This is a genomic window from Levilactobacillus namurensis, assembly GCF_032197885.1.
GTDB classification, from domain to species: Bacteria; Bacillota; Bacilli; order Lactobacillales; family Lactobacillaceae; genus Levilactobacillus; species Levilactobacillus namurensis_A.
This window is the reverse complement of the sequence record NZ_CP134159.1, coordinates 905,306-927,639: the sequence shown is the minus strand read 5'-3', so window position 1 is coordinate 927,639 and position 22,334 is coordinate 905,306. Positions and strand designations below refer to the sequence as shown.

Annotated in this window: 17 protein-coding genes and 1 pseudogene; 7 read left to right on the top strand and 11 right to left on the bottom strand. The window is 52.2% G+C overall.

What is annotated here, in order from left to right:
- Positions 1–95: 95 nt before the first annotated feature.
- Positions 96–839: a DUF1003 domain-containing protein gene (locus tag RIN67_RS04230; RefSeq protein ID WP_390894359.1), complete on the bottom strand. Its 744-nt coding sequence runs from the start codon at positions 837–839 to the stop codon at positions 96–98.
- Complete coding sequence (locus RIN67_RS04225) at positions 836–1,741, bottom strand: RluA family pseudouridine synthase (RefSeq protein ID WP_264999126.1); 906 nt, start codon at positions 1,739–1,741, stop codon at positions 836–838. The genes RIN67_RS04230 and RIN67_RS04225 overlap by 4 nt, the downstream gene beginning before the upstream one ends.
- Positions 1,742–1,916: 175 nt before the next feature.
- Between RIN67_RS04225 and RIN67_RS04220 the strand changes: the two genes are divergently transcribed.
- Together RIN67_RS04220 and RIN67_RS04215 are read left to right on the top strand one after the other, a co-directional pair.
- On the top strand, positions 1,917–2,102 hold the full coding sequence (locus tag RIN67_RS04220) for a hypothetical protein (protein WP_264999125.1): 186 nt from the start codon (positions 1,917–1,919) through the stop codon (positions 2,100–2,102).
- A gap of 283 nt (positions 2,103–2,385) precedes the next feature.
- The gene (locus RIN67_RS04215; protein ID WP_264999124.1) at positions 2,386–2,631 is read left to right on the top strand and encodes a hypothetical protein; all 246 of its coding nucleotides are present in this window, start codon (positions 2,386–2,388) and stop codon (positions 2,629–2,631) included.
- A gap of 143 nt (positions 2,632–2,774) precedes the next feature.
- On the opposite strand, the gene araA is transcribed toward RIN67_RS04215, so the two are convergent.
- The 8 genes and pseudogenes from araA to RIN67_RS04175 form a co-directional block, all read right to left on the bottom strand.
- On the bottom strand, positions 2,775–4,199 hold the full coding sequence (gene araA, locus RIN67_RS04210) for an L-arabinose isomerase (RefSeq protein ID WP_024746833.1): 1,425 nt from the start codon (positions 4,197–4,199) through the stop codon (positions 2,775–2,777).
- Positions 4,200–4,246: 47 nt separating this feature from the next.
- The gene (locus RIN67_RS04205) at positions 4,247–4,975 is read right to left on the bottom strand and encodes an L-ribulose-5-phosphate 4-epimerase (protein ID WP_024746832.1); all 729 of its coding nucleotides are present in this window, start codon (positions 4,973–4,975) and stop codon (positions 4,247–4,249) included.
- A 23-nt stretch (positions 4,976–4,998) separates the two neighbouring features.
- A complete protein-coding gene (locus RIN67_RS04200) occupies positions 4,999–6,603 on the bottom strand; it encodes a xylulokinase (protein ID WP_264999123.1) in 1,605 nt (534 codons plus the stop codon).
- 333 nt (positions 6,604–6,936) lie between these two features.
- The gene (locus tag RIN67_RS04195) at positions 6,937–9,303 is read right to left on the bottom strand and encodes a hypothetical protein (protein WP_264999122.1); all 2,367 of its coding nucleotides are present in this window, start codon (positions 9,301–9,303) and stop codon (positions 6,937–6,939) included.
- Positions 9,304–9,319: 16 nt separating this feature from the next.
- Positions 9,320–10,219 carry a helix-turn-helix domain-containing protein gene (locus RIN67_RS04190; RefSeq protein ID WP_313826005.1) on the bottom strand — a complete coding sequence of 300 codons (900 nt, stop codon included), beginning with the start codon at positions 10,217–10,219 and terminating at the stop codon, positions 9,320–9,322.
- Positions 10,220–10,250: 31 nt separating this feature from the next.
- Positions 10,251–11,625: pseudogene (locus RIN67_RS04185) on the bottom strand (glycoside-pentoside-hexuronide (GPH):cation symporter).
- A 327-nt stretch (positions 11,626–11,952) separates the two neighbouring features.
- On the bottom strand, positions 11,953–13,035 hold the full coding sequence (locus RIN67_RS04180; RefSeq protein WP_107738417.1) for a GntR family transcriptional regulator: 1,083 nt from the start codon (positions 13,033–13,035) through the stop codon (positions 11,953–11,955).
- Positions 13,036–13,130: 95 nt separating this feature from the next.
- Positions 13,131–14,021, bottom strand: coding sequence for an ArsR/SmtB family transcription factor (locus RIN67_RS04175; protein ID WP_264999120.1), 891 nt, complete (start codon positions 14,019–14,021; stop codon positions 13,131–13,133).
- A 273-nt stretch (positions 14,022–14,294) separates the two neighbouring features.
- Between RIN67_RS04175 and RIN67_RS04170 the strand changes: the two genes are divergently transcribed.
- From RIN67_RS04170 to arfA, 3 genes are all read left to right on the top strand, one after another.
- The gene (locus RIN67_RS04170; RefSeq protein WP_107738413.1) at positions 14,295–15,275 is read left to right on the top strand and encodes a glycoside hydrolase family 43 protein; all 981 of its coding nucleotides are present in this window, start codon (positions 14,295–14,297) and stop codon (positions 15,273–15,275) included.
- A gap of 17 nt (positions 15,276–15,292) precedes the next feature.
- On the top strand, positions 15,293–16,570 hold the full coding sequence (locus RIN67_RS04165; RefSeq protein ID WP_264999119.1) for an oligosaccharide MFS transporter: 1,278 nt from the start codon (positions 15,293–15,295) through the stop codon (positions 16,568–16,570).
- Positions 16,571–16,675: 105 nt separating this feature from the next.
- Positions 16,676–18,166 carry an arabinosylfuranosidase ArfA gene (gene arfA / locus RIN67_RS04160; RefSeq protein ID WP_264999118.1) on the top strand — a complete coding sequence of 497 codons (1,491 nt, stop codon included), beginning with the start codon at positions 16,676–16,678 and terminating at the stop codon, positions 18,164–18,166.
- A gap of 365 nt (positions 18,167–18,531) precedes the next feature.
- Here the strand turns inward: arfA and recQ are convergent, their stop codons facing one another.
- On the bottom strand, positions 18,532–20,301 hold the full coding sequence (gene recQ / locus RIN67_RS04155) for a DNA helicase RecQ (protein ID WP_264999117.1): 1,770 nt from the start codon (positions 20,299–20,301) through the stop codon (positions 18,532–18,534).
- A 218-nt stretch (positions 20,302–20,519) separates the two neighbouring features.
- Here recQ and RIN67_RS04150 point away from each other — a divergent pair, with 218 nt between their 5' ends.
- Complete coding sequence (locus tag RIN67_RS04150) at positions 20,520–21,308, top strand: acetoin reductase (RefSeq protein ID WP_264999116.1); 789 nt, start codon at positions 20,520–20,522, stop codon at positions 21,306–21,308.
- Between the two features lie 198 nt (positions 21,309–21,506).
- Positions 21,507–22,295 (top strand): acetoin reductase, encoded by a 789-nt coding sequence (locus RIN67_RS04145; RefSeq protein ID WP_024746820.1) that lies wholly within the window; start codon positions 21,507–21,509, stop codon positions 22,293–22,295.
- Positions 22,296–22,334: the final 39 nt, after the last annotated feature.

Below are 22,334 nucleotides of genomic sequence, written 5' to 3'. Positions count from 1 at the left end.
CCTAATCTACCAGCTGCTCGGTGACCACAGAGTAGGCCAACTAAGAACAGGGTGCTCGCTGTAATCCAAGTACGCATCGTGGGACTCCCTTCGTGTTACCGTGCTGGTGGCGTCTTCTGCGCCGCCTCTCGTAATTCCGCAAGTTCTTGGCGAATCTCACCTAGAATTTCCAATTGGAAGCGTTCAACCTCCATGGTGTGGGGTACCTGGTTCTGCGCCAGATGGTCCACCTTCGCATGGAGTAATCGTAGTTCGTGTTCGGACTTCAGGTTCACGTGATAGTCGTTTTCAGCCATCATCCGGTCCCGGTCCGCCGAGCGGTTCTGGCTCATCATAATGATGGGTGCCTGAATCGCGGCCACACAGCTAAGTACTAAATTTAACAGAATGTAGGGGTAGTTGTCAAAGTTCACCCCAAAGAGGTGCAACCCGTTGACCAGCATCCACCCTAGCAGCACGAACATAAAAATGAAGATAAAGCCCCAAGAACCGCCAAAGCGGGCCACGTCATCGGAGACCTTCTGGCCAAACGTCAGGTTGTCCGACAAGACCTCGTTCACATCGATAATATCGTAATCATCGCTCTGTAAGGCCCGCGTCAATTTTTGGTTGATTTTCTTAGTTTGTTTGAGGTCCGCATTGATCATCGCGTCCACCCGCTCCAAGCGGTACTTCAAGAGGTGGTGCCCACAGATATAATCCGTCGTCTTCGCCCGCGGATGGTCCCGCTTGATCCGGTTCCGCAAGTCCGTCTCCAACTCCGCGAGCTGTAAGCCGGATTCCAAAGAGATGGTTTCCCCATCTACCAAACATGTCACGTCACTCATGGTTTCTGTCATGCCTGTTGCCCTCCTGTCGTCTGCTCTAGCTTCGTGATCAACTGCTGCCAATCGGTCGGAACGGGACTGGTAAAGTGCCGCTCCTGACCGTCAAAGGGATCCGTAAATTGCAGGCTGGCCGCGTGAAGCGCCTGCCGTTGCATCCCCGCGACTTCCGGACCATCGTAGAGGGCATCACCAATCAGCGGATACCCTAACCACGCGAAGTGCGCCCGAATCTGGTGCGTCCGTCCCGTGTGCAGCTGAACCTTCACGACCGTGGCCTGGGGAAACCGCTGTTGCACCCAGTACTCCGTCTTAGCGGGCTTTCCCGCTGGTGAGACCATCTGGTTATACCCGGTAGGATCTGAGGCTAAGGGTTGGTCGATCAGGCCATGGTCGGCGGGCAATTGTCCACTGACCACCGCTAAATAACGCTTCTGCACGGCATGGTGTGCCTGAAGCTGACTGGCCAGACTATTGGCCAACCGGTGCCGGGCGACCCAGACCAAGCCACTGGTGAAGCGGTCCAACCGGGTCACGATGTGGGGCACCTGGTTCTCCGCCCCCTCGGCAATCAAGTAGCCCTTGATGCGATTGACCAGGGTATCCGTCCGGTTCGCCGGTCCCGGAACCACGTTCAGCCCGGCCGGCTTATCGATCACCAACCAGTCTCTGTTCTGAAAAAGGACCCTAATGGGCTCGGAACTCACGGCCACTGCCGGATCAGCTGTTTCAGCGGGAAGGGACACCATGACCTGATCACCCACGTGGAGCGCCACAGCCGGCGTCTCGACTTGCCCGTTGACGCGAATAATACCTTGTCGCTTGAGGTCATTAAAGACCCGGTGGCTGACCCCCTGTTGTGCTAAAAATCGCTTTAAGCTGGTCACCGGTGTCGTGACCGACCAAGTTAAGTCCATGGTAGTTGCTTCCTTTCTTCCGTCATCTGGTCGCCGGGCGATCGCTGCGATGTCGTCCCATCGCCCAGCGCTCCCTATATGAGTTTTATTTTAACATATTGTTTAAACCCAGGGTCACATCCCCCACTTTCCCAGCAAAACTGGTTATAATAGAAGAAATAAAGGGGGAGTTATGATGTTAGCCAAGAACATGATGACGGGGACACTCATCGCGGTTATCGGCATCTGCTTGTTAATTTTTATGTTGGTTCAAGTTCTACCTAAAACCAGGACGGATCATGACGGTCACGTCTTGACCCTGATTTATTCAGTGGTAGCCTTAGGAATCGTCGCGATGGGCGGCTGGATTTTTATGGCGTAAGCCTTATTGAACCTTGAATCCGTGGTATCAATTGGTTGGCTTTCACCATGGTTATAGCTATTTGACCGGCTTACTCATGCAGGCCAATACTGCGACCTTATCCGGTTTGGGATGAGGTCTTTTTTTAACCATTCGCCCGGTCATTAATTCCTTTATGCCCCCAACGCAGAATATGGCCAGCTCTGCTTTCCCTTTTGCGATGGCTGGGGGGAAATCTGGTATTCCCGCCTCGGTCCTCGTATGATGAAGATAATTCATTTTACTTAGAAAGGTGGGTCACCCTATGCCCCAGTTTCTCTTGATTTTACTCCTTTTAATGGCCTACGCCCTGTTACAAACGTTAATTGACGACTTTCGGGTCGACTACCCCCACTTTTTCGCCCACGCTTGGATTACTCCCGGGATTTTCTGGGTCTTCTCCACGTATGGGATCCTAATCATCTACGGTTGGCATCTCTGGTCGGTGGCAGTCTTACTGCTGCTCAACTTAGCCGTCGACGGGACCATCTTTTACCGCCGTCAGTCGTAACCGTTTTCTACATATTATATCCTCATTTTTCGGTCACCTAGCGCACTATGCAAAACAGGCAGGAAGCTCCCCACACGAGAGTTTCCTGCCTGTTTGATTAGCGTTTTATCGGTGACCCAGACGGCCACCGCTGGCGACTAAGGCTACTTGATGAACGCCTTGTTCATGTTCATCATCGTCGCAAAATCTTCCATTTGTTCTTCCGTCAAGGAGAAGGACAGCATGGTGTGGTGACCACCACCGGCCTGCATCCAAGCTAAGGCGCCTTGCTTCAAACCAACCTTTGGCGTCCAGAGTTGCTTAGCAACTGGCAGCTTAGGCGTTTCAGCTTCTGGCTTGTGGGCATCAACGGCGTAACTGATCATCTTAAAGTTGTCCCGGAAGTCTGAAACCGTCACGTCAATGGCGTCACCTTCAGAACCCGTGAAGACCAACCGTGCTGGGTCCGCCTTACCACCAATGTCCAATGGATGAACTTCAACCCGTGGCTTGTCACTGGCGATCGATGGGTCAACTTCCAACATGTGTGACCCTAAGATGGCTTCGTGGCCCTTCCGGAGGTCCAGCGTGTAGTCTTCCATGAAGGCCGTTTGCTTGTTGTGGGACATGATCTTCATGACCCGACCCAAGGCAGCCGTCTTCCAGTCACCTTCAGCACCGAAGCCGTAGCCGTCACGAATCAAGAGTTGGGCAGCTAAGCCAGGTAATTGTTCCATGCCGTAGAGGTCTTCGAAGTTGGTGGTGAAGGCCGTGTAACCGCCCTTTTCCAAGAACCGCTTGATCCCTAAGTATTGGGCTAATTGAACGCGAACGGAGTGCTTGTAAGTTTCCGCATCGTTGTCGCCTTGAACCATTTCGTAACGGGATTCCAAGTCGGCGTATTCCTTGTCCACGTCGGCATCGGAGACCGCGTTGATTTCCTTGACCAGGTCACCAATTCCGTAGTAGTCGACCGTCCAGCCCATTTGAATCTGTGCTTGGACCTTGTCGCCTTCCGTAACGGCCACGTTCCGCATGGTGTCACCAAAGCGGGCAACCTTGACCTTGAAGCTTTCGTTGTAAGCAACGGCAACGTCTTCCCAACGTGCAATCTGTTCTTGCACGTCTTCGTCACCCCAGTAGCCGTAAACGATCTTGTTGTTCTTCTTCAACCGGGCGTTGATGTAGGCGTATTCGCGGTCACCATGGGCACTTTGGTTCAAGTTCATGTAATCAAAGTCAATGGTGTCGTAAGGGATGTTGTTTAAGTATTGCGTTGCTAAGTGCAACAATGGCTTCTGCAACAGTTCAGTCCCCCGAATCCAGTTCTTAGCTGGGGAGAACGTGTGCATCCAGGTAATCACACCGGCAACCTTGTCGTTGTAGTTAACTTCCTTCATGAACTTGGTAATGCCATCGGCCGTGGTCATGACGTCTTTGAAGACCACCTTGTAAGGCAACTTGCCGCTAGCGTTTAACTTGTCGGCAATGTCTTGGGCATCCTTAGCAACGGACTTTAATTGTTCTTCACCATACAGGTGTTGCGAACCGGTAACAAACCAAAACTCGTAATCTGGAACTGATAACATAACAGAAACACTCCTTTTAAAAAGTTGTTAGATTGATTGAATTGAAACTACTCGCGCGCAGCGTGATCCTTGGACTTCGCATTGTTTTGACCGTAGTAGGCGTTGGCCCCATGCTTCCGGTAGTAGTGCTTATCCAAGAGGTACTGTGGCAACTCGGAGTTTGCCCGAGTCAACTGGAGGGTGTGGTAATCTTCACCCGCAACGACTTCCAACACCTTAGCGTTGTAGACCGCCTTGGCTGGCGTCGGGCCCCAAGCGAAGGGACCGTGCTGGCTGACCAGCGCTGCTGGCGTGGCTTCGTAATCCAAGCCCCGTTCCTTGAAAGTCTTCACGATGGTCTTCCCCGTGTTCCCTTCGTAGTCGGATTCGATTTCTTCCTTAGTCAACGCATCCGCAGCAGGAACGTCCGTGAAGAACGTGTCCGCGTGCGTGGTGTTCATGGCTGGGATATCCATCTTAGCCGCCGCAAAGGATACGGCCCAAGGTGAGTGGGTGTGGACGATACCACCGATATTCGGGAAGGCATTGTACAGCACCGTGTGAGTTGGCGTATCGCTGGAAGGATTCATGTCCCCTTCAACGACTTCACCCTTCAAGTTCACCACGACCATGTCGCTAGGCTTCAAGTCGTCGTAGTCGACCCCGGAAGGCTTGATGACGAACAAGCCCCGGTCACGGTCGATACCGGAAACGTTCCCCCAGGTGAACGTGACCAGATCTAATTTCGGTAATTGCATGTTGGCATCGTAAACCTCTGCCTTTAATTTCTCTAACATTCTTTCGAAATCTCCTTTGCTGATTAATCGGCTAAGCGGTCAACCGCTTGTACTTCGATGGCTAATCCTTGCTTGTAGTTGGCGATAAAGGCGTTAGACCCTTTAACCCCCGCTGGGTCCGGCGCTAACGTCGTACTCTCAGGATCCGCAAAGACTTGCTTATCCAAGTAGTCTTCCAGCGTCTCACCGGCGGCTTTGTTCTGAACGTAGAAGCCCAGAACTGCCATCCCCCATGGACCACCCTCACTAGCGGTACTCATGACCGTAATTGGGGTGTTCAGGGAATCGGCTAAGACCTGTTGGCCCACTTTAGGCGTCCGGAACAACCCACCTTGAGCAATCAGGGAATCTAGGTGGATGTGTTCTTCGTTAGCCAAGATGTCCATCCCAATCTTCAGGGGAGCAAAGGCCGCGTACAACTGGGTCTTCACAAAGTTGGCTAAGTTAAAGTGACTGTTCGGCGTGCGGACGAAGAGTGGCCGGCCCGCCGTCATCTTGGTGATGTTCTCACCAGATAAGTAACTGTAGTTCAGTAGCCCACCGGCGTCGGCGTCCCCTTCCGTTGACTTGTTGAACAGGGCACCGTAGAGTTCATCCGGCTTCAGGTCAACGCCGATACTCTGGGCGAATTCCTTAAAGAGGTTAACCCACGCATTAATGTCTGATGAACAGTTGTTGGTGTGGACCATGGCAACGGGCAACCCCGTTGGCGTGGTCACTAAGTCGATATCGCGGTGAACCGCCTTCATCGGTTGGTCCAAGACCACCATGGAGAAGGCAGAGGTCCCAGCCGAGATGTTCCCGGTCCGTTCCCGCACCGCGTTGGTCCCGACCATTCCAGTTCCGGCGTCCCCTTCAGGTGGGGCCATCACACTGCCGGCCGTCAGGTTGCCCTTAGGGTCCAATAACTTGGCCCCGTCAGCGGTCAACTGACCAGCGGCTTCTCCTGCCACCTTAACGGCAGGCAAGATGTCTTGGATGTCCCAGAGGTATTGGCGAACCGCCTTTAAGCCCCGGAACTGTTCCAAGAAGTCGTGCCGGTAGGTCTTGGTCTCACTGTCAATTGGGAAGATCCCGGAGGCATCCCCGATACCGACGACCTTTTCACCGGATAATTGCCAGTGAACGTAACCCGCCAACGTGGTCATGAAGGAAACGTCCTTCACGTGATCTTCTTGATTCAAGATGGCTTGGTACAAGTGCGCAATGCTCCAACGTTGAGGGATGTTGAACCCGAACAACTTGGTCAGGTCATCCGCGGCCTGTTCCGTGATGTTGTTCCGCCAAGTCCGGAATGGAACCAGTAATTGGTCGTCTTGGTTGAAGGCCATGTAGCCGTGCATCATCGCACTGACCCCAATTGAACCAATCTTGGTCAAGGTCACGCCGTATTGGTCGTGCACTTCCGTAGCCATGGCTTGGTAACTGGCTTGGATGCCCGCCCAGACCTTCTCTAAGGAGTAAGTCCACACGCCATCCTTTAATTCGTTCTCCCACACGTAGCTGCCGGCTGCGATGGTCTTAAAATCAGGTGTTACTAAGACTGCTTTGATCCGCGTAGAACCTAATTCGATTCCCAGGGATATGTTACCGCTTTCAACGGCTTGAGCAATTTCTTCCGCACTCATCTGCTTAACCCTCCCGAATACATATCGTGAATTCGTTATTTATCTCTCAGTGACTTTAGTATCACATTTTTATTCGCATAAATCAAGATGTTTTTATATTTGTACGGATTATTTATGGGAATTTCTGCTAATTTATCCTCCATGTATCCGGTATCTCAAGCCATTTGGTTCCGCTATTATCCGCGTCATTTCGGGAAACGTAGCATAAATTTTTCTGAGTTTTCATCCCGTTTATACCGCTTACACCTAAATTCATTGAATTGTCGCCGAGATCCACTTATCCGTATAAATAAAAATCGTCTCCCAGAAATTCCGGAGACGATTTCAGTTATCCTAATCCTTCGTGATAAATCCTTGCGTCGTATCATAGATCACCGTCGGCGCCGTGGACTGGCAAGATTGGTGCCGGCGCACGAACTTCACCTGACGGGGGTACGGTGCCAGGTTGGTGACTTCGTACTGGGTCGGTGACAGTTGATTCAGCCGGCCATTGACCACGGCTAAGTCGCCATTCTCCCGCTGGTACAGGTAAGCCGTCTGCCCAAAGCCTTTCAGGTAAGCCGCCAGTTCTTCCCCCATGTCCCAATCGGCCTGACCCGTATCCCCATCCGGGAAGAGTCGGCTATAGATGCCGCCATCTTGGGCGAAAGTCGATTGACCGAACCGGTTACGGGAGAGGTCCGGACGGTTGATGTTAGGACCCGCGATACTGTAGGTCGATGCCGCTTCCCCCGCAGCCAACGGATTGGCAATCGTGGTCGCGTGACTGTCGTACATGTACAGAACGCCCACAAACGCCCGGTACGCACCTAACAGAAGTGCGTCATCATCGAGGACCTCGTAAGCGTCCAGGGCCGAGGCCGCAGTGATTCCGCCCCACAGTGAATGGATCATGTAGGACTGGGCTTCCCACCAGCGATCCGGGGCTTGGCTCCGAAAGTCATTGCTGTAACCAATGTTAGCCTTTAAGAGCTCCGCATACCGTCGGGCTTCCTTCAGGTAACCCGCGTTTGCTAAGGCCCCGGTCGCCGGACCAAAGCCCGCATTGTCGTAGAAGTGTTCCGTAATCGCCGCTTGGTAGTCTTGACTATGAGCCGCGACCCGTTGCGTGGCCTCTTCCCAGCACTGCTTGATCTGCTGGTACTCGGTGGTCAACCCATGCGTCTTCAAGTCCGCCAATAGATCGTTAATGTAGAGGAAGTAGACGCCCAGCATGTGGGCCTCTTCCTTAGCACGAACGGAGGTGTGCAGGTCGGCATTGACCCGCAGGTTAAAGACCTGGGCCGCCCACTTCAAGTAAGTCGCTGCCGAGTGCAACGCTAGGGTCGATTGGTCAAACTGGGCTAAGAGGTAGTACACGTGACCAATATATTCAAAGTCCATGTCCCGGTAAAAGTCACCGTACAAGTCGACGGGCTTCAAAAAGTCACCATCGGTAAACCACTTGTTCTTCACATAGTTCACCGCACTGGCCTCGACCTTGCGAACCTGTTCGACGGTCTGGTCCGTCCGGTGCAAGAGGTTCGCCTGCAGAATCAAGCTGAGCTTCCCTAACGATTCCCCCTGATTCGAGATCGGGGTGAAGGCATCTTGTGGTTCCACGGACTTTCCGTTATAGGCGTGGTCCGTTAACCAGGCCACCCGGGTCTCGACCAGGTCCCTGACTGAATCCATCACATTAAAGACCACTAAGTCTTCCCGACCATCCGTTAAGACCACGTGGAGGCAGTGCTCGCCCACCCCACTGATCAGGGTCCGTAACCAGCCATCCCGGTAATCATCCGTCACGTCCCGTTCCACCATCTGACCGGTGGCTTGGTGCACCAGCGTCAAGCGTTCGAGGTGGTGCCCCGCTGGGACGGTGATGTGGATATTGGTCATTTGCCCGGTAAACAGGAGTGGGTCGTAGGTAATCTGGGGGTGTCCGTTCAGCCCCGCCACCCGTTGGAAATCATCCGGTGTGGTAAACGGCTGGAGAACAAACTCCCATTGTTGCGTCATTTGTGGTGCTAAGGTCACCCAATCTGAGCTATAGATCCAGTCGTTCTTGGGCGCTTGGCCGGCTGCGTAACCGCCAGCCAAGACCAATTGATGGAACAACAACCCATCTAGCGACGGCGAAACGTTCTCGAAGAACCGGTTGGTCCATTCGTTATAGGTGCCGACTGACCGCATCTCACCGGCCGTCTGGTACAGACCCAGGTTCGGTCCCTGATTATCCCGGCGGACGCCCGCCAACTTCGTAAAGTTCGCGGAGATGCTGGGAAAGACGGCCGCCGAATCGGACATGTTCCGGTGAACGTTCTTGTCCCTGAACATCACGTAAGCTAATGACGCCCAAACACCTAGGTTCGTCAACGTCACTGGCTCTTCGGTCGGGTTCTGCAGGTCAATCGACCAGACCACCCGTTGGCCTTCCAGACGATAACGCTCCGTCAAGACCAAGTCGGCAATTCGGTAAGCCACAGTCACCTGTTGGTCATCCGTGGTCACCTGGGGTTGGTAATCGTAGCTACGATAGACCCGTCCCCCGATGGTCAGGGTGAACTCACCAAAAAGCTTATCCTGATCTGGATAGCCAATCTGCTCGAGATAAGCTGGGTCGATCACCCAGTTCATCTGGTGGTCGTCCGCACGGTTCTGTAAGTTGACCACGTCACCACGTGCGTTGACCTCTAACTTAAATGCTGCTGATTTCAAACTCTTCAACTCCTCTTTAAGGGTTACACTCGGGGACTTGCCGGTCATTCGGGACCACGGTCAGGTTAGTCTGCGACTGCCGATACTGCGTCGGAGCCATCCCCGTGTACTGCTTGAACACCGTTGAGAAATAATAGATGTTTTGGAAACCCACGTCTTGGGCGATTTCCGTCTCCGACATGGTGGTGTTCAGCAACCGCTTCTCCGCCTCTTCCATCCGGTACTGCCGGAGATACTCCGTCGGGGTCAAGCCCGTAGTCGCCTTCAACGTCCGAATCAGGTGGTTCGGGTGGAAATGAAACTCCCGACTCAACGTGGCACTGGTAATCTTTTCATTGAAGTGATCCCGCAGATAGCGCTGTAATTGATCGGAGAGCTGGACCATGGCCGACTCCTGTTGCGACTGAACTTGAATCTCCTGCAAAACATCGATAAAGAGCTGCTGAGCTTGCCAGAACCCGTACGATTCGGTAGCCTCGCTGTTCTTAAAGATCTGCTGGGTCATCTCGGCCAGTCGGCGGGGATGGCGCATCTTGACGTGTTTCGCCAGGTACAGCGTCTCAACCGGAGTGTAGTGGTGCAACGTCGGAACGTTGATCACCGATCCCATGGGCACCAGACTGGTCTGTTGCTCCCAACGACCGGTCACGTAAAAGTGCAACCAATAATACGCGGTGTCTTCCGTCATCACGTGCCAAGAATAGTGGTGATGCAAGGGACGCAGGATAAACATCTCACCGGCCTTGACCGTATAGTTCACCCCATCTTCAGCAATGTACAGTTCCCCCTTTTCCATCAACATCAGGATAAAGAACTGTAAATGATGCCGGTCACCCGCGTGAAAGGTCACATACCCCCCTTCAATAAAGGTTGGTAGTGGCAAACACGAAATGGAAATGTAGGCTGGTTGTGCCATGCAATCACCCCTCTATTCTTAATGTAACGCGCTAGTCTTCGACCGTCCCCCGCTTAGCAGCTAAGGTCTCCCGAATACTAGTTTCTTGCTTTTCAAACCGGCCGTAGAAGATCATGATCAACGCCCCAATGACGAAGAAGATGGCTGGTAAGTAACTGATACAGAACCGAATGGCGCTTAAGGCCGCATCGGTCTGGGTAGCGCCGGCCTGGTACCCGGCCTTACTCAAGATCACGGACGGTGCCCAGCCACCAAAGCCGGACCCCATCTTGATGGCGAAGGAACTCCCGATGGCCGTTAAGAACCCACTGGCCCGGATACCGTTCTTCCATTCCCCGTAATCAACGGTGTCAGATAACATCGCGAACGGCATGGAGACGGAAATCCCAGTTCCGACGGAGGCAATCGCCCAGGCAACACCTAACGCAATCAGGGACTTCCCCGTGAAGGCAATCATGACTTGACCAAAGGCGGCTAAAATTAAACCAAACATCAGGACCCGCGTCTTACTGAACTTCTTAACCAAGAATGGAATCAGCAGCATCCCAATGATTTGGAACATCACTAACCCGTTCAAGACGGAAGCGAACCCTTTGACCCCTAAGTTGTACTGCGTGTAGTAAACGACCACGGCAGACCGGGAAGCGTTCCCTAACCAGTAGAAGATGAAGGCAATGACCAAGATGAACCACGGCCAGTTGCTCTTAGCGGCCCGAATACTGTCCATAATTGGTAAAGACTTTTGATGTTCCGTGTTGATTTCCTTGGTGTCAAAGAACGCGAACATCAAGAGGGCGAATCCAACGATTGCTAAGGCAATCGCCGTGTTCCGCCAACCGGCGGTTTCGTTGCCGCCACCTAAGACGGCTACAAACGTTAGGGTAAAGCTCGCGGTGATGAAGAATCCAATGTTCCCCCCGATCATCCGGGTACTGTTCAACTTAATCCGTTCGTCCGAATCGTTACTCAAGTTCGGCAGGATGGAACTGATTGGTGTCCCGACCCCCGGTATACGAAATCCCGAAGAGTAAGTACGTGATCATGGCCCACCAGAACTTCCCGGTGGCACTTAGGTCCGGACTCATAAACATCAGGACGAAGAAGATGGCGAATGGAAAGGCCATCCATAAGAAGTACGGTCGACTCTGGCCCCACCGAGTATGGGTGTGGTCGATGATGAAGCCCCAGACCGGTGCGTCGAAGGCGTCTAAGACCCGGGCGGCCAATAAGATGGTCCCGGCGGCAGCGACGCTCAATCCGAAGACGTCGGTGTAGTAATACAGAATAAACGTGGTGACCGTCGTGTAGAGTAAATTCCCCGCCATATCCGTACTGGCAAACGCAAGCATCCGGTGAAACGGGACCTTAGCGTCCGTCTTCATGGCTTCTGCAACTTGACTTTTCACAATAGTTTCCTCCTTAGAAAAGTGTATTTATAAAAACGCACTGCAAAAAGAGTCCCCCACCACATTTTTTGATAACGGTTACATTAACGATAGCGAAAACCCTGGGATAGGTCAACTCTTACTGACTCACGTTTCTATCTGCCTATAATTTAACCTATATTGACAGCGCTAACAATCCGATTGTTCACCAGTTGTTTATAATATCTCACACTGGCTGATGCGTGGCATTTTTCTAGTTTGTGTCTGGTTACACAAAGTGGGTTGATTGTCCCACGTAAAAAGGACTGCCCTTCCACTAGCCGGAAAAGCAGTCCCATTTGTGTTTACTTATTTTGACTCGTGATGAATCGCCGAATGCCGTTTAACCAATTCGGGCTCGTAGGTAATTGAGTCTACCGACTCCCGATTCAGTAACTTGACCAACATGTGCGCCGCATCGGCCCCCATCTGTTCCTTCTCGTGGTTGACCGTGGTCAGACTAGGCGTAAAGTATTCCCCCATCTGGTAGTTATCGAAGCCCACCACTGAAAGCTGGTCGGGAACCTGTAAGTCTTGGGACTTCAGGAAATCAATCACTTCGATTGCCAGTTGGTCGTTGTAGCACGCAATCGCCGTTGGGGCGTCCGCTTGCCGCAAGTAGTTCATGATACGCTCGAACAACTTTTGGGAATCTTCCCCGGATTGGTACATGATGATGTTACTCATATAGGAAAGTTCCGGCCGCTGTTGGTAGGCCCGGACGAACCCGTTCATCCGGTTGACCCCCTGAATATCGTCCACTTGGAAGATGCCCAGGATGCTTTGGTGCCCCAGGTCAAAGAGGTAATTGACCAACTGTTGCTCCGCCTCTAAATCGTCCGTATCCACGTACGGAAAGTCGTACTTGGGATAGTGGGCGTTAATAAACAGCGTGGGTAACTCATCGTCCTTGATTTCCTGGTACAGATCTTGATTAGGATTCGGCAAAGCACTCTGCGTGGGTTCGATAATCAGCCCCGCGACCTTACTGTCCAACATGTTAATCAGACTCTTCCGTTCCTTCTCGTGGGTGTTGTGGGTGTTGCTCAGTAAGATTGAGTAGCCCGCCTGCGACAAGACCTGGTCGATGCCCGAAATAATGTTGGGAAAGATATAGTCGGCGATGTGGGTGGTAATGACCCCAATTAGCTTGGTGTCCGTCGGGGTTGACCAATCCTTATGCCAATCCTGGACGAACATGCCCCCACCCTGAATTCGGTAGATAAAGTGGTCACTTTCCAAGTCGCCCACGGCCCGTCGCACGGTGTAACGACTGACCGCGTATTGCTTCATCAGTTCTGATTCCGTGGGAAGCTTGTCGTTGACCTTAAACTTCCCCGAAATGATGTCTTCTTTTAAGCCATCTTTGACTTTTTGATATTTATTCTCCATAGCGCACCTCATTAGTGCTTCTAAGTTTACCGGTTTTGGGCGTACATTTCAAATAAATTCACCGTTGTTCTAAATTTATCGCATAATTCATTGGTCTAACTATAGTAAGCTGACAGTTCAATATTCTGGTCATAGTTCCCAAAGCCCTTGCCGAAGAGCGTACATCCCCCGGACTTCTTGGCATCCGGCTTGATCTCGAAACGAATGGTCCACAAGTCCTCATCCGCTGGTAAGTCCTTTAAACAAACGTCCGTGAAGGGTTGGCCGTCCAGGTAGGTCCCGTGGTCCGTGACCCGCAGAATCTTTAGGATACCGTATTGGTTAACGTTATCGGGAACCCAGTCCGGCGTATACTTCCCCCGGATATCCGAAAAGTCCCCTGGGCTACGCCAAGTCCCGATTTCCTTACCGTTAATGAAGAAAGTAATATCGGACGGCCAGGTATTGTTGGAAAAGGGGAACTCTGAGCCCAGTTCCATGGACAGGTCCAGCATCTCGAGCTGTTCATCCTGCCCCACGAAGTTCGGCGTCTGGTACTCCACGAACCCGTTGTTAAACCAGATCATCCCGGCCGTCATCCGGTCAGCAAACATAAAGTACTTGGGGTTATCGACCTTTCCGATATACCCGTCCGGCCCCGCCAACCCACAGGAGGGTTCCACGCTGTACTCCGTGTAGTGCCCCACCGGGATTGCGTTCTTATGAACCTTGAATTTCGGATAGATCTGATGAGGAAATTTCACGTCGATGGTATCGACTTTTAATGAAGAAACTTTCTGATGACCGACCCGTTTGCTGGTGATTAACTCTGCTTCGGTCAACTTGTTCAAGTGTTTGGTGACGATGGGGCTACTCAGGTCCAAAGCCGTGGCCAAGTCCTTGACGCTCATAGGGTGTTCCGATAACAGACGAATAATTCGTAATCGGACCGAACTGGCTAACGCTTCATAAACTTTGAGCGAGCCTTCTGAAACATCTAACTGCATGATGAAATTCCTTTCTAGCTTTCTTAACGGCTTACATTTCCTAAAATGTTAATTCTGTTTTAGAACCATGAGATAATAACCGCTTACACTTAACATTATGATTGCTTATCAACCTATTTGTCAATTCTTTTTGTAGAAAGATTAACAAAAATGTTGACAACGTTTTCATACGGTCGTATATTGCAGTTGTACTTATTTATTAGGATTTATTGGAATTAGCAATTTTTAAGTCCTTACAAATTATTTTCATTTTTAAAAGGAGAGACGCATTTTATGGTACAAGCATCAGATTACATCAACCCCTTGATTGTCCAACGGGCTGACCCCTACATCTACAAGCACACTGACGGTTACTACTACTTCACCGCTTCGGTACCTGCTTACAACCTGATTGAGATTCGGCGGGCCAAGACTTTAAACGGTTTAGCGAACGCCGCACCCCGGACTGTTTGGCGTAAGCACCCAGATGGTAGCGGTGCCATGAGCCAGTTGATCTGGGCGCCAGAACTGCACTACATCGATGGCAAGTGGTTCATCTACTTCGCCGCTTCCCACACTAAGGAATTCGACCACAACGGGATGTTCCAACACCGGATGTACTGCATCGAATGTGACAATCCAGATCCCATGCGCGACGAAGCTGACTGGACCGAACATGGTCAAATCGTGACGCCATTAGACACCTTCGCCTTAGATGCCACGGTCTTTGAAGCCCAAAACAAGTTATACTACGTCTGGGCACAAAAGGATCCAGCCATCAAAGGGAACTCCAACATCTACATCGCCGAAATGGAAAACCCTTGGACGTTGAAGACCAAGCCGGTCATGTTGACCAAGCCAGAATACGACTGGGAAACCAAGATCTTCTGGGTCAACGAAGGTCCAGCTATCTTACACCGGAACGGTCGCTTCTTCCTGACCTACTCCGCCAGTGCGACTGACGAAAACTACGCCATGGGAATGTTGACCGTCGATGAAAACGCCGACCTCTTGGATCCTGCCAACTGGCAGAAGTCTAAGACCCCCGTCTTCCAAAGCAACATGCCGATTCACCAATACGGTCCCGGCCACAACTCCTTTACGGTGGCTGAAGACGACAAGACCGATATCTTGGTTTACCACTGCCGGAACTACACCGACATCAAGGGTGACCCACTGTACGATCCTAACCGGCATACGATGGTTCAACCATTTACTTGGAATGACGATGGGACGCCGAACTTCGGCAAGCCAGTTCCTTACAACTATGACTAAATAGGAGCAGATAAATTATGGATAATACTGCAAAAACTGAATCAAAACATTTCTGGGGATTCCCCATTACCCACTTTAGTTACTTCTTTATCTGGGCGGTCGTTAACGGTTATCTGACCCTCTGGATGGAGCAAGTGGCGCATTTGAACGGAACCGAATCTGGTGCCGTGTTCTCCATGATGGCCGGGATTTCATTGATCTTCCAACCAATCTTTGGGGTTGTTTCTGATAAGTTACTCTTTAAGAAGAACCTGATCCTGACGATTTCTATCGTTGGTATCTTCATTGGACCGTACTTCCAATGGGTCTTCATGCCAATCCTGCACATCAACGCCTTCTTAGTGGCCATCGTCACTGGGACGTTCCTGAGTTTCGTCTTAAACGGTGGGGTTTCCGTTATTGAACAATACGTTCAACGGGCCAGCCTGGCGAACGGCTTCGAATACGCCCACTCTCGGGTCGGTGGTTCCGTTGCCGGGGTTGTCGCTTCCTTAGTTGCCGGCCGGATCTTCCTCTGGCAACCAAACTCCATCTTCTGGGCCTGCACCATCGCTGCGATTATCTTAACTGGTTTACTGATCTTCAGTGACAAGATTGACTTAGATAACGCCGCAGCTGCCGGTGACACGTCCAACTCCTTGGATATGAAGACGGTTCTGTCCGTGTTCAAGATCAAGAACCTCTGGGTTTTGGCGATCTTCTACATGGGTGCTTCCGCACTGTTCGATGTCTTTGACCAACAATTCATCATCTTCTTCAAGACGTTCTTCGACACCGCTGCTCAAGGGACGCTGGTTTACAGTTACATGAGTTCCGCTCAAACTGCGATTGAATTCTGCTTGATGTTCCCGATGCCTTGGATCATCAACAAGATTGGTTCTCGGAATGGTCTGTTAATTTACGGGTTCATTACTTGTGTCCGGATCTTAGGGTCTGCATTATCCCCTAACTGGATCTGGGTCGTGGGCTTCCGTCTGTTGGCTGGTCTGGAAATGCCATTGCTGTTGACTTCCATCATGAAGTACATTGCCGGTGCCTTCGATATCCGTCTGTACGCCACGGTTTACGCCTTAGCGTCTAACTTCGCTAAGCAAATCTCCGTCTTCATCTTCTCGTCTGTTGCTGGGAAGATGTACGATGTGATCGGTTACCAACACACTTACGTGATTATGGGAATCGTGGTCTTCTTCATTACCCTGTTCGCTGTCTTCTTCCTGAAGAAGGAAGACCCTGTTCAAGCTGGTGAAGTTGAAGATCCAAATGCCAAGTCAGAGACCTCGACATCTGCTGACTGACCGCATACGCCTTAGCTTTTAAACAGATTACTCATCAAAGGGGGAGCGCCAATTCTGGCCTCCCCCTTTAATGAAGACACCCTTTAGTTTGGAGGAATTATTTTTATGCACGCAAAACTCACCATTGACCCCACGAACCAGATTTCTAAGATTGATGACCGGCTCTACAGCGCCCTGATCGAACATCTGGGTCGCGGCGTCTACGACGGGCTCTATAACCCGGGAAATGCTCATTCAGATGACAATGGCTTTCGTCAAGACGTGGTCAAAGCCGTCAAAGACCTCAACATCGATCTGATCCGCTATCCCGGGGGTAACTTCGTCTCCGGTTATAACTGGGAAGACGGCATCGGCCCCAAAGATCAACGGCCAACGCGCTTAGACCTGGCTTGGCGGAGTATCGAAACCAACCAATTTGGGTTACACGAATTCATGAAGTGGACCCAGCAGACCGGCACGCGGCCGGACATGGCGGTCAACCTAGGAAGCCGGGGCATCGACGCCGCCCGGAACCTGATTGAATACTGCAACTTCCCCGGCGGGACTTACTGGAGTGATCTCCGGAAGAAGAACGGGGCCGAAAAGCCGTTTAACATTAAGACCTGGTGCTTAGGAAACGAAATGGACGGCGACTGGCAGATTGGCCACAAGACCGCCGAGGAATACGGCCGGTTGGCTCACGAAACCGCGAAAGTCATGCGGTTAGTCGATCCCGACATTGACCTGGTTGTTAGCGGGAGTTCGACCCGGGAAATGGCCACCTTTGGCAGCTGGGAAGAGACCGTTCTCGACCACACCTACGACGATGTCGACTACCTCTCCCTCCACCGCTACTACGACAACCAAGAAAACGACCTCGAAAACTTCTTGGCGAAGTCCATCGACTTCGACGAATTCATTAGCGGCATCGTGGCCGTCTGTGACGCCGTCAAGGCTCGCAAACACAGTACCAAGACCTTAAACTTGGCCCTGGACGAATGGAACGTCTGGTACCACTCCCACAAGCAAGACGACGAGACGGCTCCGTGGCAACACGCGCCCCACTTGTTGGAAGACCACTACAACTTCGAAGACGCCTTGATGGTCGGTACCATGCTGATTACCCTCTTGAAACACGCTGACCGGGTCAAAATCGCTTGCTTGGCTCAGCTGGTCAACGTCATCGCCCCAATCATGACGGATGATCAGGGCATCTGGCTCCAGTCGATCTTCTTCCCGTTCATGCAGGTCTCCAAGTACGGTCGGGGGATTGCGTTAGCACCTAAGCAGACCACACCGACCTACAACAGTAAGGACTTCCAAGACGTTCCCGTCTTAGATAGCCTAGCTGTCTACAATCCTGACCAACACGAAGTCGTGGTCTTTGCCGAAAACAAGGGCCAGACTCCACTGGACTTCAGTACTGAATTGCGTGAATTCACGGCTAAGAACTTAGTCGAAGCCACCCAATTCTGCGGTTACGGGATCAAGGAGACCAACGAAGACCAACACATGCACCTGCAGCCCAACACCCAGGTCACGGTCGACGCTCACCAGCTCAGCACCACGCTAGCCCCACTGTCCTGGAACATGTTCCGCATCCAGGTGGCCGATTGATTAACCATCCGCCTTACCGGGCGCCCAGACAGGGCTGGAACGCCGTGGGCACCACTTCGAGCCACAGAGCGGTCTCGAAGCTGGGCCTTTTCCTAGGCGAGCTAAAACCCGCTCACCAAGGAAAATTTCACGGCTGAGCCCTGTCTGGCCGCCCTCTCGGCTCACGCTAACGTGTGAAATTTCAACAGTCAACCAGCTCCAACAAAATACCGTTGGTGTGAAGTGACCCTTGAAATTCACAATCCCATAATTTCCGTTTTCGATAACCTCTAGCGGGAACCTAAAACGGCGGAGTTCCCACAAACGAAAGGCCTCATCACTCGTTGAATTCGAGTAGTGAGGCTTTTTTCATCCTATTATAGGGACTAAGCTTGATTCTCACGAATGACCTGCATGAACGCATCGCCGTATTTATCCAGCTTGCTCTGCCCGACGCCCCGGACTTCCAGAAAGCCCGCTGGAGTCGTGGGCTGCACGGCACACATGTCGTGTAGCGTGCGGTCGGAGAAGATCACAAACGGCGGAACATGTTGCTCCTCAGCCAACTGATGCCGCAATTCCCGTAACTGACCGAATAAGGCATCGTCTTCCGGAGCCAGCCGCTGCGCTTGCCGGGCCATCTTGCGGAAGACCTGTTGTTCTCCCCGTAAGACCGTGACCCCTAAAGCGGTGACCTGCAACGTCGGGTACTGGCCCCCAACACTTTGGAGGTAGCCTGAGGCAATCAAGAAGTCAATTAGTTCCCCCACACTCTTTTGCCGCTGGTTACGCATGATGCCGTAAGTCGGCAACTGATCCAACTGTTGGTCCAGGACCCGCTTATTCCGCGCTCCCGTCAGGACCTGCGCCACGATGCCCTTCCCGTACCGAGCCCGCATCCGCACCACACACGACAGAACTTTCTGTACATCCGTAGTGATGTCTTGCGACTCGCGGTCATCCTTACAGTTACTGCACCGGCCACAGGGCGCCGAGGCTTCCCCGAAGTAGCTCAAAATGAACTGCTGGAGACACCCCTGGGTATTGGCGTACTGACTCATTTTCTGTAACTTCCGGTAAGCGCTCTGTTTATGTGCATCGTCCATCTCAGACTGATCGATAAAGAAGTGTTGAATCTGTAAGTCTTGCGACCGGTACAGGAGAATTGCCTCACTGGGCAGTCCGTCCCGACCAGCCCGGCCAGCTTCTTGGTAATAGGCTTCCAAGGTCCCCGGAACCTGAGCGTGAATCACGAACCGCACGTTACTCTTGTCGATACCCATTCCAAAGGCGTTGGTGGCGACCATCACCTGTACCCGATCGTAGAGAAAGTCCTCTTGGTTCTGGCGCCGCTCCTGGTCGGGCAAGCCGGCATGATACGGCGCTACATTAACGTGGTTCCGGGTCAACAGGTCCGTCAGCCGTTTAACTTCCTTCCGGGTACTGGCATAGATGATGCCCGACTGGTCCGCGTTCACTTTCAGATAATCCAGAATATACCGGTCGGTGTCCTGGTCCTTGACCACCGCTAGGTTCAGGTTATCCCGGGCGAATCCCGTGTTGACCTCATCGTCGGCCGGAATCTGTAGCCGCTCCCGAATATCCGTGGCCACCTGCTGCGTGGCAGTCGCAGTTAACGCCAGTACCCGGGGATGGGTCGGCAACTGTTCGATAGCCGTACTCAGTTCCAGGTAGCTGGGCCGAAAGTCGTGGCCCCATTGTGAGATACAGTGGGCTTCGTCGACCGCCAACAAGTCGATGGGCAACTGGCCCAGCGCATGTAAGAACGCCGCTGAATCTAATCGTTCGGGCGCCACGTACAGGAGCTTGAACGCCCCCTGATGCAGGGCAGCTAACCGGTCCTGAATCTCCGGCCATTCCAGGGTACTGTTGATGTAGGTCGCCGGAATTCCGCTGTCGTTTAAGGCGTCCACTTGATCCTTCATCAGCGAGATCAGGGGCGAGACCACCACCGTGATTCCCTCAAAAAGCAGTGCCGGAATCTGATAGCATAGCGATTTCCCGCCACCGGTCGGCATAATTGCCAGGGTGTTCTCCCCCGCTAGAACGTGTTCGATGACTGCCCGCTGTCCCGGACGAAAATCATCATACCCAAAGGTCGTCTTGAGGACCTTTTGTGCCGCCGCTAAATCCATGGTTTGCTCTCCTTCTCTGTTTACTCAATGCCTCTATTTTACCGGCAATGGCGTTCGAGCACAACCGAACACCGCTTACCAACTCTCTGGACACGGTTTCTGAAAACGGTCACTCAAACACAAATTTATTGTGAAAATTCTTGCAAACTCGATAACTTTTCTCTATACTTAAGCCTCGTAAGGAAAAATCATCAAACCATAAGAGGGAGATTTTCGACATGAGTGAAGAGAAACGCGTGGCAGTAGTTACCGGTTCCGGTCGAGGCATTGGTAAAGGAACTGCTGAACAATTAGCTAAAGACGGGTACAGTCTGGTGATTGCCGACTACGACGCTAACACCGCCGCGGCCACCGCTAAGGAACTGAACCAAAACGGCTTTGACGCCGTCAGTGTGGCCGGTGACGTTTCCGATCCCGCAGCCCACCAAGCCTTCGTGAAAGCTGCCGTTGACAACTTCGGCCGCCTAGACACCTACGTCAACAACGCCGGAATTGCGCAGATCAAGCTGTTGCAAGACGAAACGCCCGAAGACATGCAGAAGATCTTCAGCGTGAACGTCTTTGGTGACCTTTACGGGATCCAAGCCGCCGCTGCCCAATTCGAAAAGCAAGACGACGGTGACAAGATTCGCAAGATCATCAACGCCTCCAGTATCGCTGGCCACGTGGCCTTCGACCTGTTAGGGGCCTACTCCGCGACCAAGTTCGCTGTTCGGGGTCTGACCCAAGCGGCTGCTAAGGAACTGGGCAAGAAGCACATCACGGTCAACGCCTACTGCCCAGGAATTGTTGGAACCAGCATGTGGAGCTTGATCGATGAAGAAATGGTCAAGCAGCTAGGCGGCACCAAGGGTGAGTACCTGAAGAAGTACGCCGAATCCATCACCTTGGGTCGCGTAGAAACACCAGAAGACGTGGCCAACTACGTCTCCTTCTTAGGATCCACCAAGTCCGATTACATGACGGGCCAATCCGTTCAAATCGACGGTGGGATTCAATTCATCTAACCCTCGATTCAATCTGCCGAATGCCGATCAGCAATGCTGGTCGGCATTTTTTAGGCCCCATCCCCTGGCCGTCACTGTTGACGCTGACTAACGAATTAGCTGGAAGAATCACTGATGTAAACGCTTGCAGAAAGACTTTCTTTTCTACTATACTAAGGGTGTTGTTGGTCCTTAGGTTTGTGAAGGGAGCGCTTAAGTATGAGTGAAGAAAAACGCGTGGCAGTAGTTACCGGTTCCGGCCGCGGGATCGGTAAAGGCATCGCCGAACGGCTGGCTAAAGACGGGTACGCTGTAGTCATTGCCGACTATGACGCCGACACCGCCGCAGCGACCGCTGAAGAACTGAAGCAAAAGGGCTTCGACGCCGTCAGTGTTAAGGGCGACGTTTCCGACCCCGCCGCACATAAAGCCTTCGTAAAAGCCGCCGTTGACAACTTCGGCCGCCTAGATACTTACGTCAACAATGCCGGAATCGCTCAGATCAAGTTGTTACAAGACGAGACCCCCGAAGACATGCAAAAGATCTTCAGTATCAACGTCTTCGGTGACCTCTACGGGATCCAAGCGGCGACCGCTCAATTTGAAAAACAAGACGACGGTGATCAGATTCGCAAGATTATCAACGCCTCCAGTATCGCCGGCCACATTGCCTTCGACTTACTGGGCGCTTACTCCGCCACCAAGTTCGCCGTTCGGGGCTTGACCCAAGCGGCTGCCAAGGAACTGGGCAAGAAGCACATCACGGTCAACGCTTACTGCCCTGGAATCGTCGGGACCAGCATGTGGAGTCTGATCGACGAAGAAATGGTCAAGCAGCTGGGTGGAACTAAGGGCGAGTACCTGAAGAAGTACTCCGAGTCCATCACCTTAGGCCGCGTGGAGACGCCAGAAGACGTCGCCAACTATGTCTCCTACCTGGGCTCTCACGACTCCGATTACATGACCGGACAATCCGTTCAGATTGACGGTGGGATTCAATTCATCTAATCTTAACCTTACGACAACTAAAAATGATGGCCATCCAAT

What these genes read in the sequence shown, in the direction of transcription:
- RIN67_RS04230 (WP_390894359.1), bottom strand. Translation starts at nt 839, where the DNA reads ATGACAGAAACCATGAGTGACGTGACATGTTTGGTAGATGGGGAAACC.
- RIN67_RS04225 (WP_264999126.1), bottom strand. Translation starts at nt 1,741, where the DNA reads ATGGACTTAACTTGGTCGGTCACGACACCGGTGACCAGCTTAAAGCGA.
- RIN67_RS04220 (WP_264999125.1), top strand. Translation starts at nt 1,917, where the DNA reads ATGTTAGCCAAGAACATGATGACGGGGACACTCATCGCGGTTATCGGC.
- RIN67_RS04215 (WP_264999124.1), top strand. Translation starts at nt 2,386, where the DNA reads ATGCCCCAGTTTCTCTTGATTTTACTCCTTTTAATGGCCTACGCCCTG.
- araA (WP_024746833.1), bottom strand. Translation starts at nt 4,199, where the DNA reads ATGTTATCAGTTCCAGATTACGAGTTTTGGTTTGTTACCGGTTCGCAA.
- RIN67_RS04205 (WP_024746832.1), bottom strand. Translation starts at nt 4,975, where the DNA reads ATGTTAGAGAAATTAAAGGCAGAGGTTTACGATGCCAACATGCAATTA.
- RIN67_RS04200 (WP_264999123.1), bottom strand. Translation starts at nt 6,603, where the DNA reads ATGAGTGCGGAAGAAATTGCTCAAGCCGTTGAAAGCGGTAACATATCC.
- RIN67_RS04190 (WP_313826005.1), bottom strand. Translation starts at nt 10,219, where the DNA reads ATGGCACAACCAGCCTACATTTCCATTTCGTGTTTGCCACTACCAACC.
- RIN67_RS04180 (WP_107738417.1), bottom strand. Translation starts at nt 13,035, where the DNA reads ATGGAGAATAAATATCAAAAAGTCAAAGATGGCTTAAAAGAAGACATC.
- RIN67_RS04175 (WP_264999120.1), bottom strand. Translation starts at nt 14,021, where the DNA reads ATGCAGTTAGATGTTTCAGAAGGCTCGCTCAAAGTTTATGAAGCGTTA.
- RIN67_RS04170 (WP_107738413.1), top strand. Translation starts at nt 14,295, where the DNA reads ATGGTACAAGCATCAGATTACATCAACCCCTTGATTGTCCAACGGGCT.
- RIN67_RS04165 (WP_264999119.1), top strand. Translation starts at nt 15,293, where the DNA reads ATGGATAATACTGCAAAAACTGAATCAAAACATTTCTGGGGATTCCCC.
- arfA (WP_264999118.1), top strand. Translation starts at nt 16,676, where the DNA reads ATGCACGCAAAACTCACCATTGACCCCACGAACCAGATTTCTAAGATT.
- recQ (WP_264999117.1), bottom strand. Translation starts at nt 20,301, where the DNA reads ATGGATTTAGCGGCGGCACAAAAGGTCCTCAAGACGACCTTTGGGTAT.
- RIN67_RS04150 (WP_264999116.1), top strand. Translation starts at nt 20,520, where the DNA reads ATGAGTGAAGAGAAACGCGTGGCAGTAGTTACCGGTTCCGGTCGAGGC.
- RIN67_RS04145 (WP_024746820.1), top strand. Translation starts at nt 21,507, where the DNA reads ATGAGTGAAGAAAAACGCGTGGCAGTAGTTACCGGTTCCGGCCGCGGG.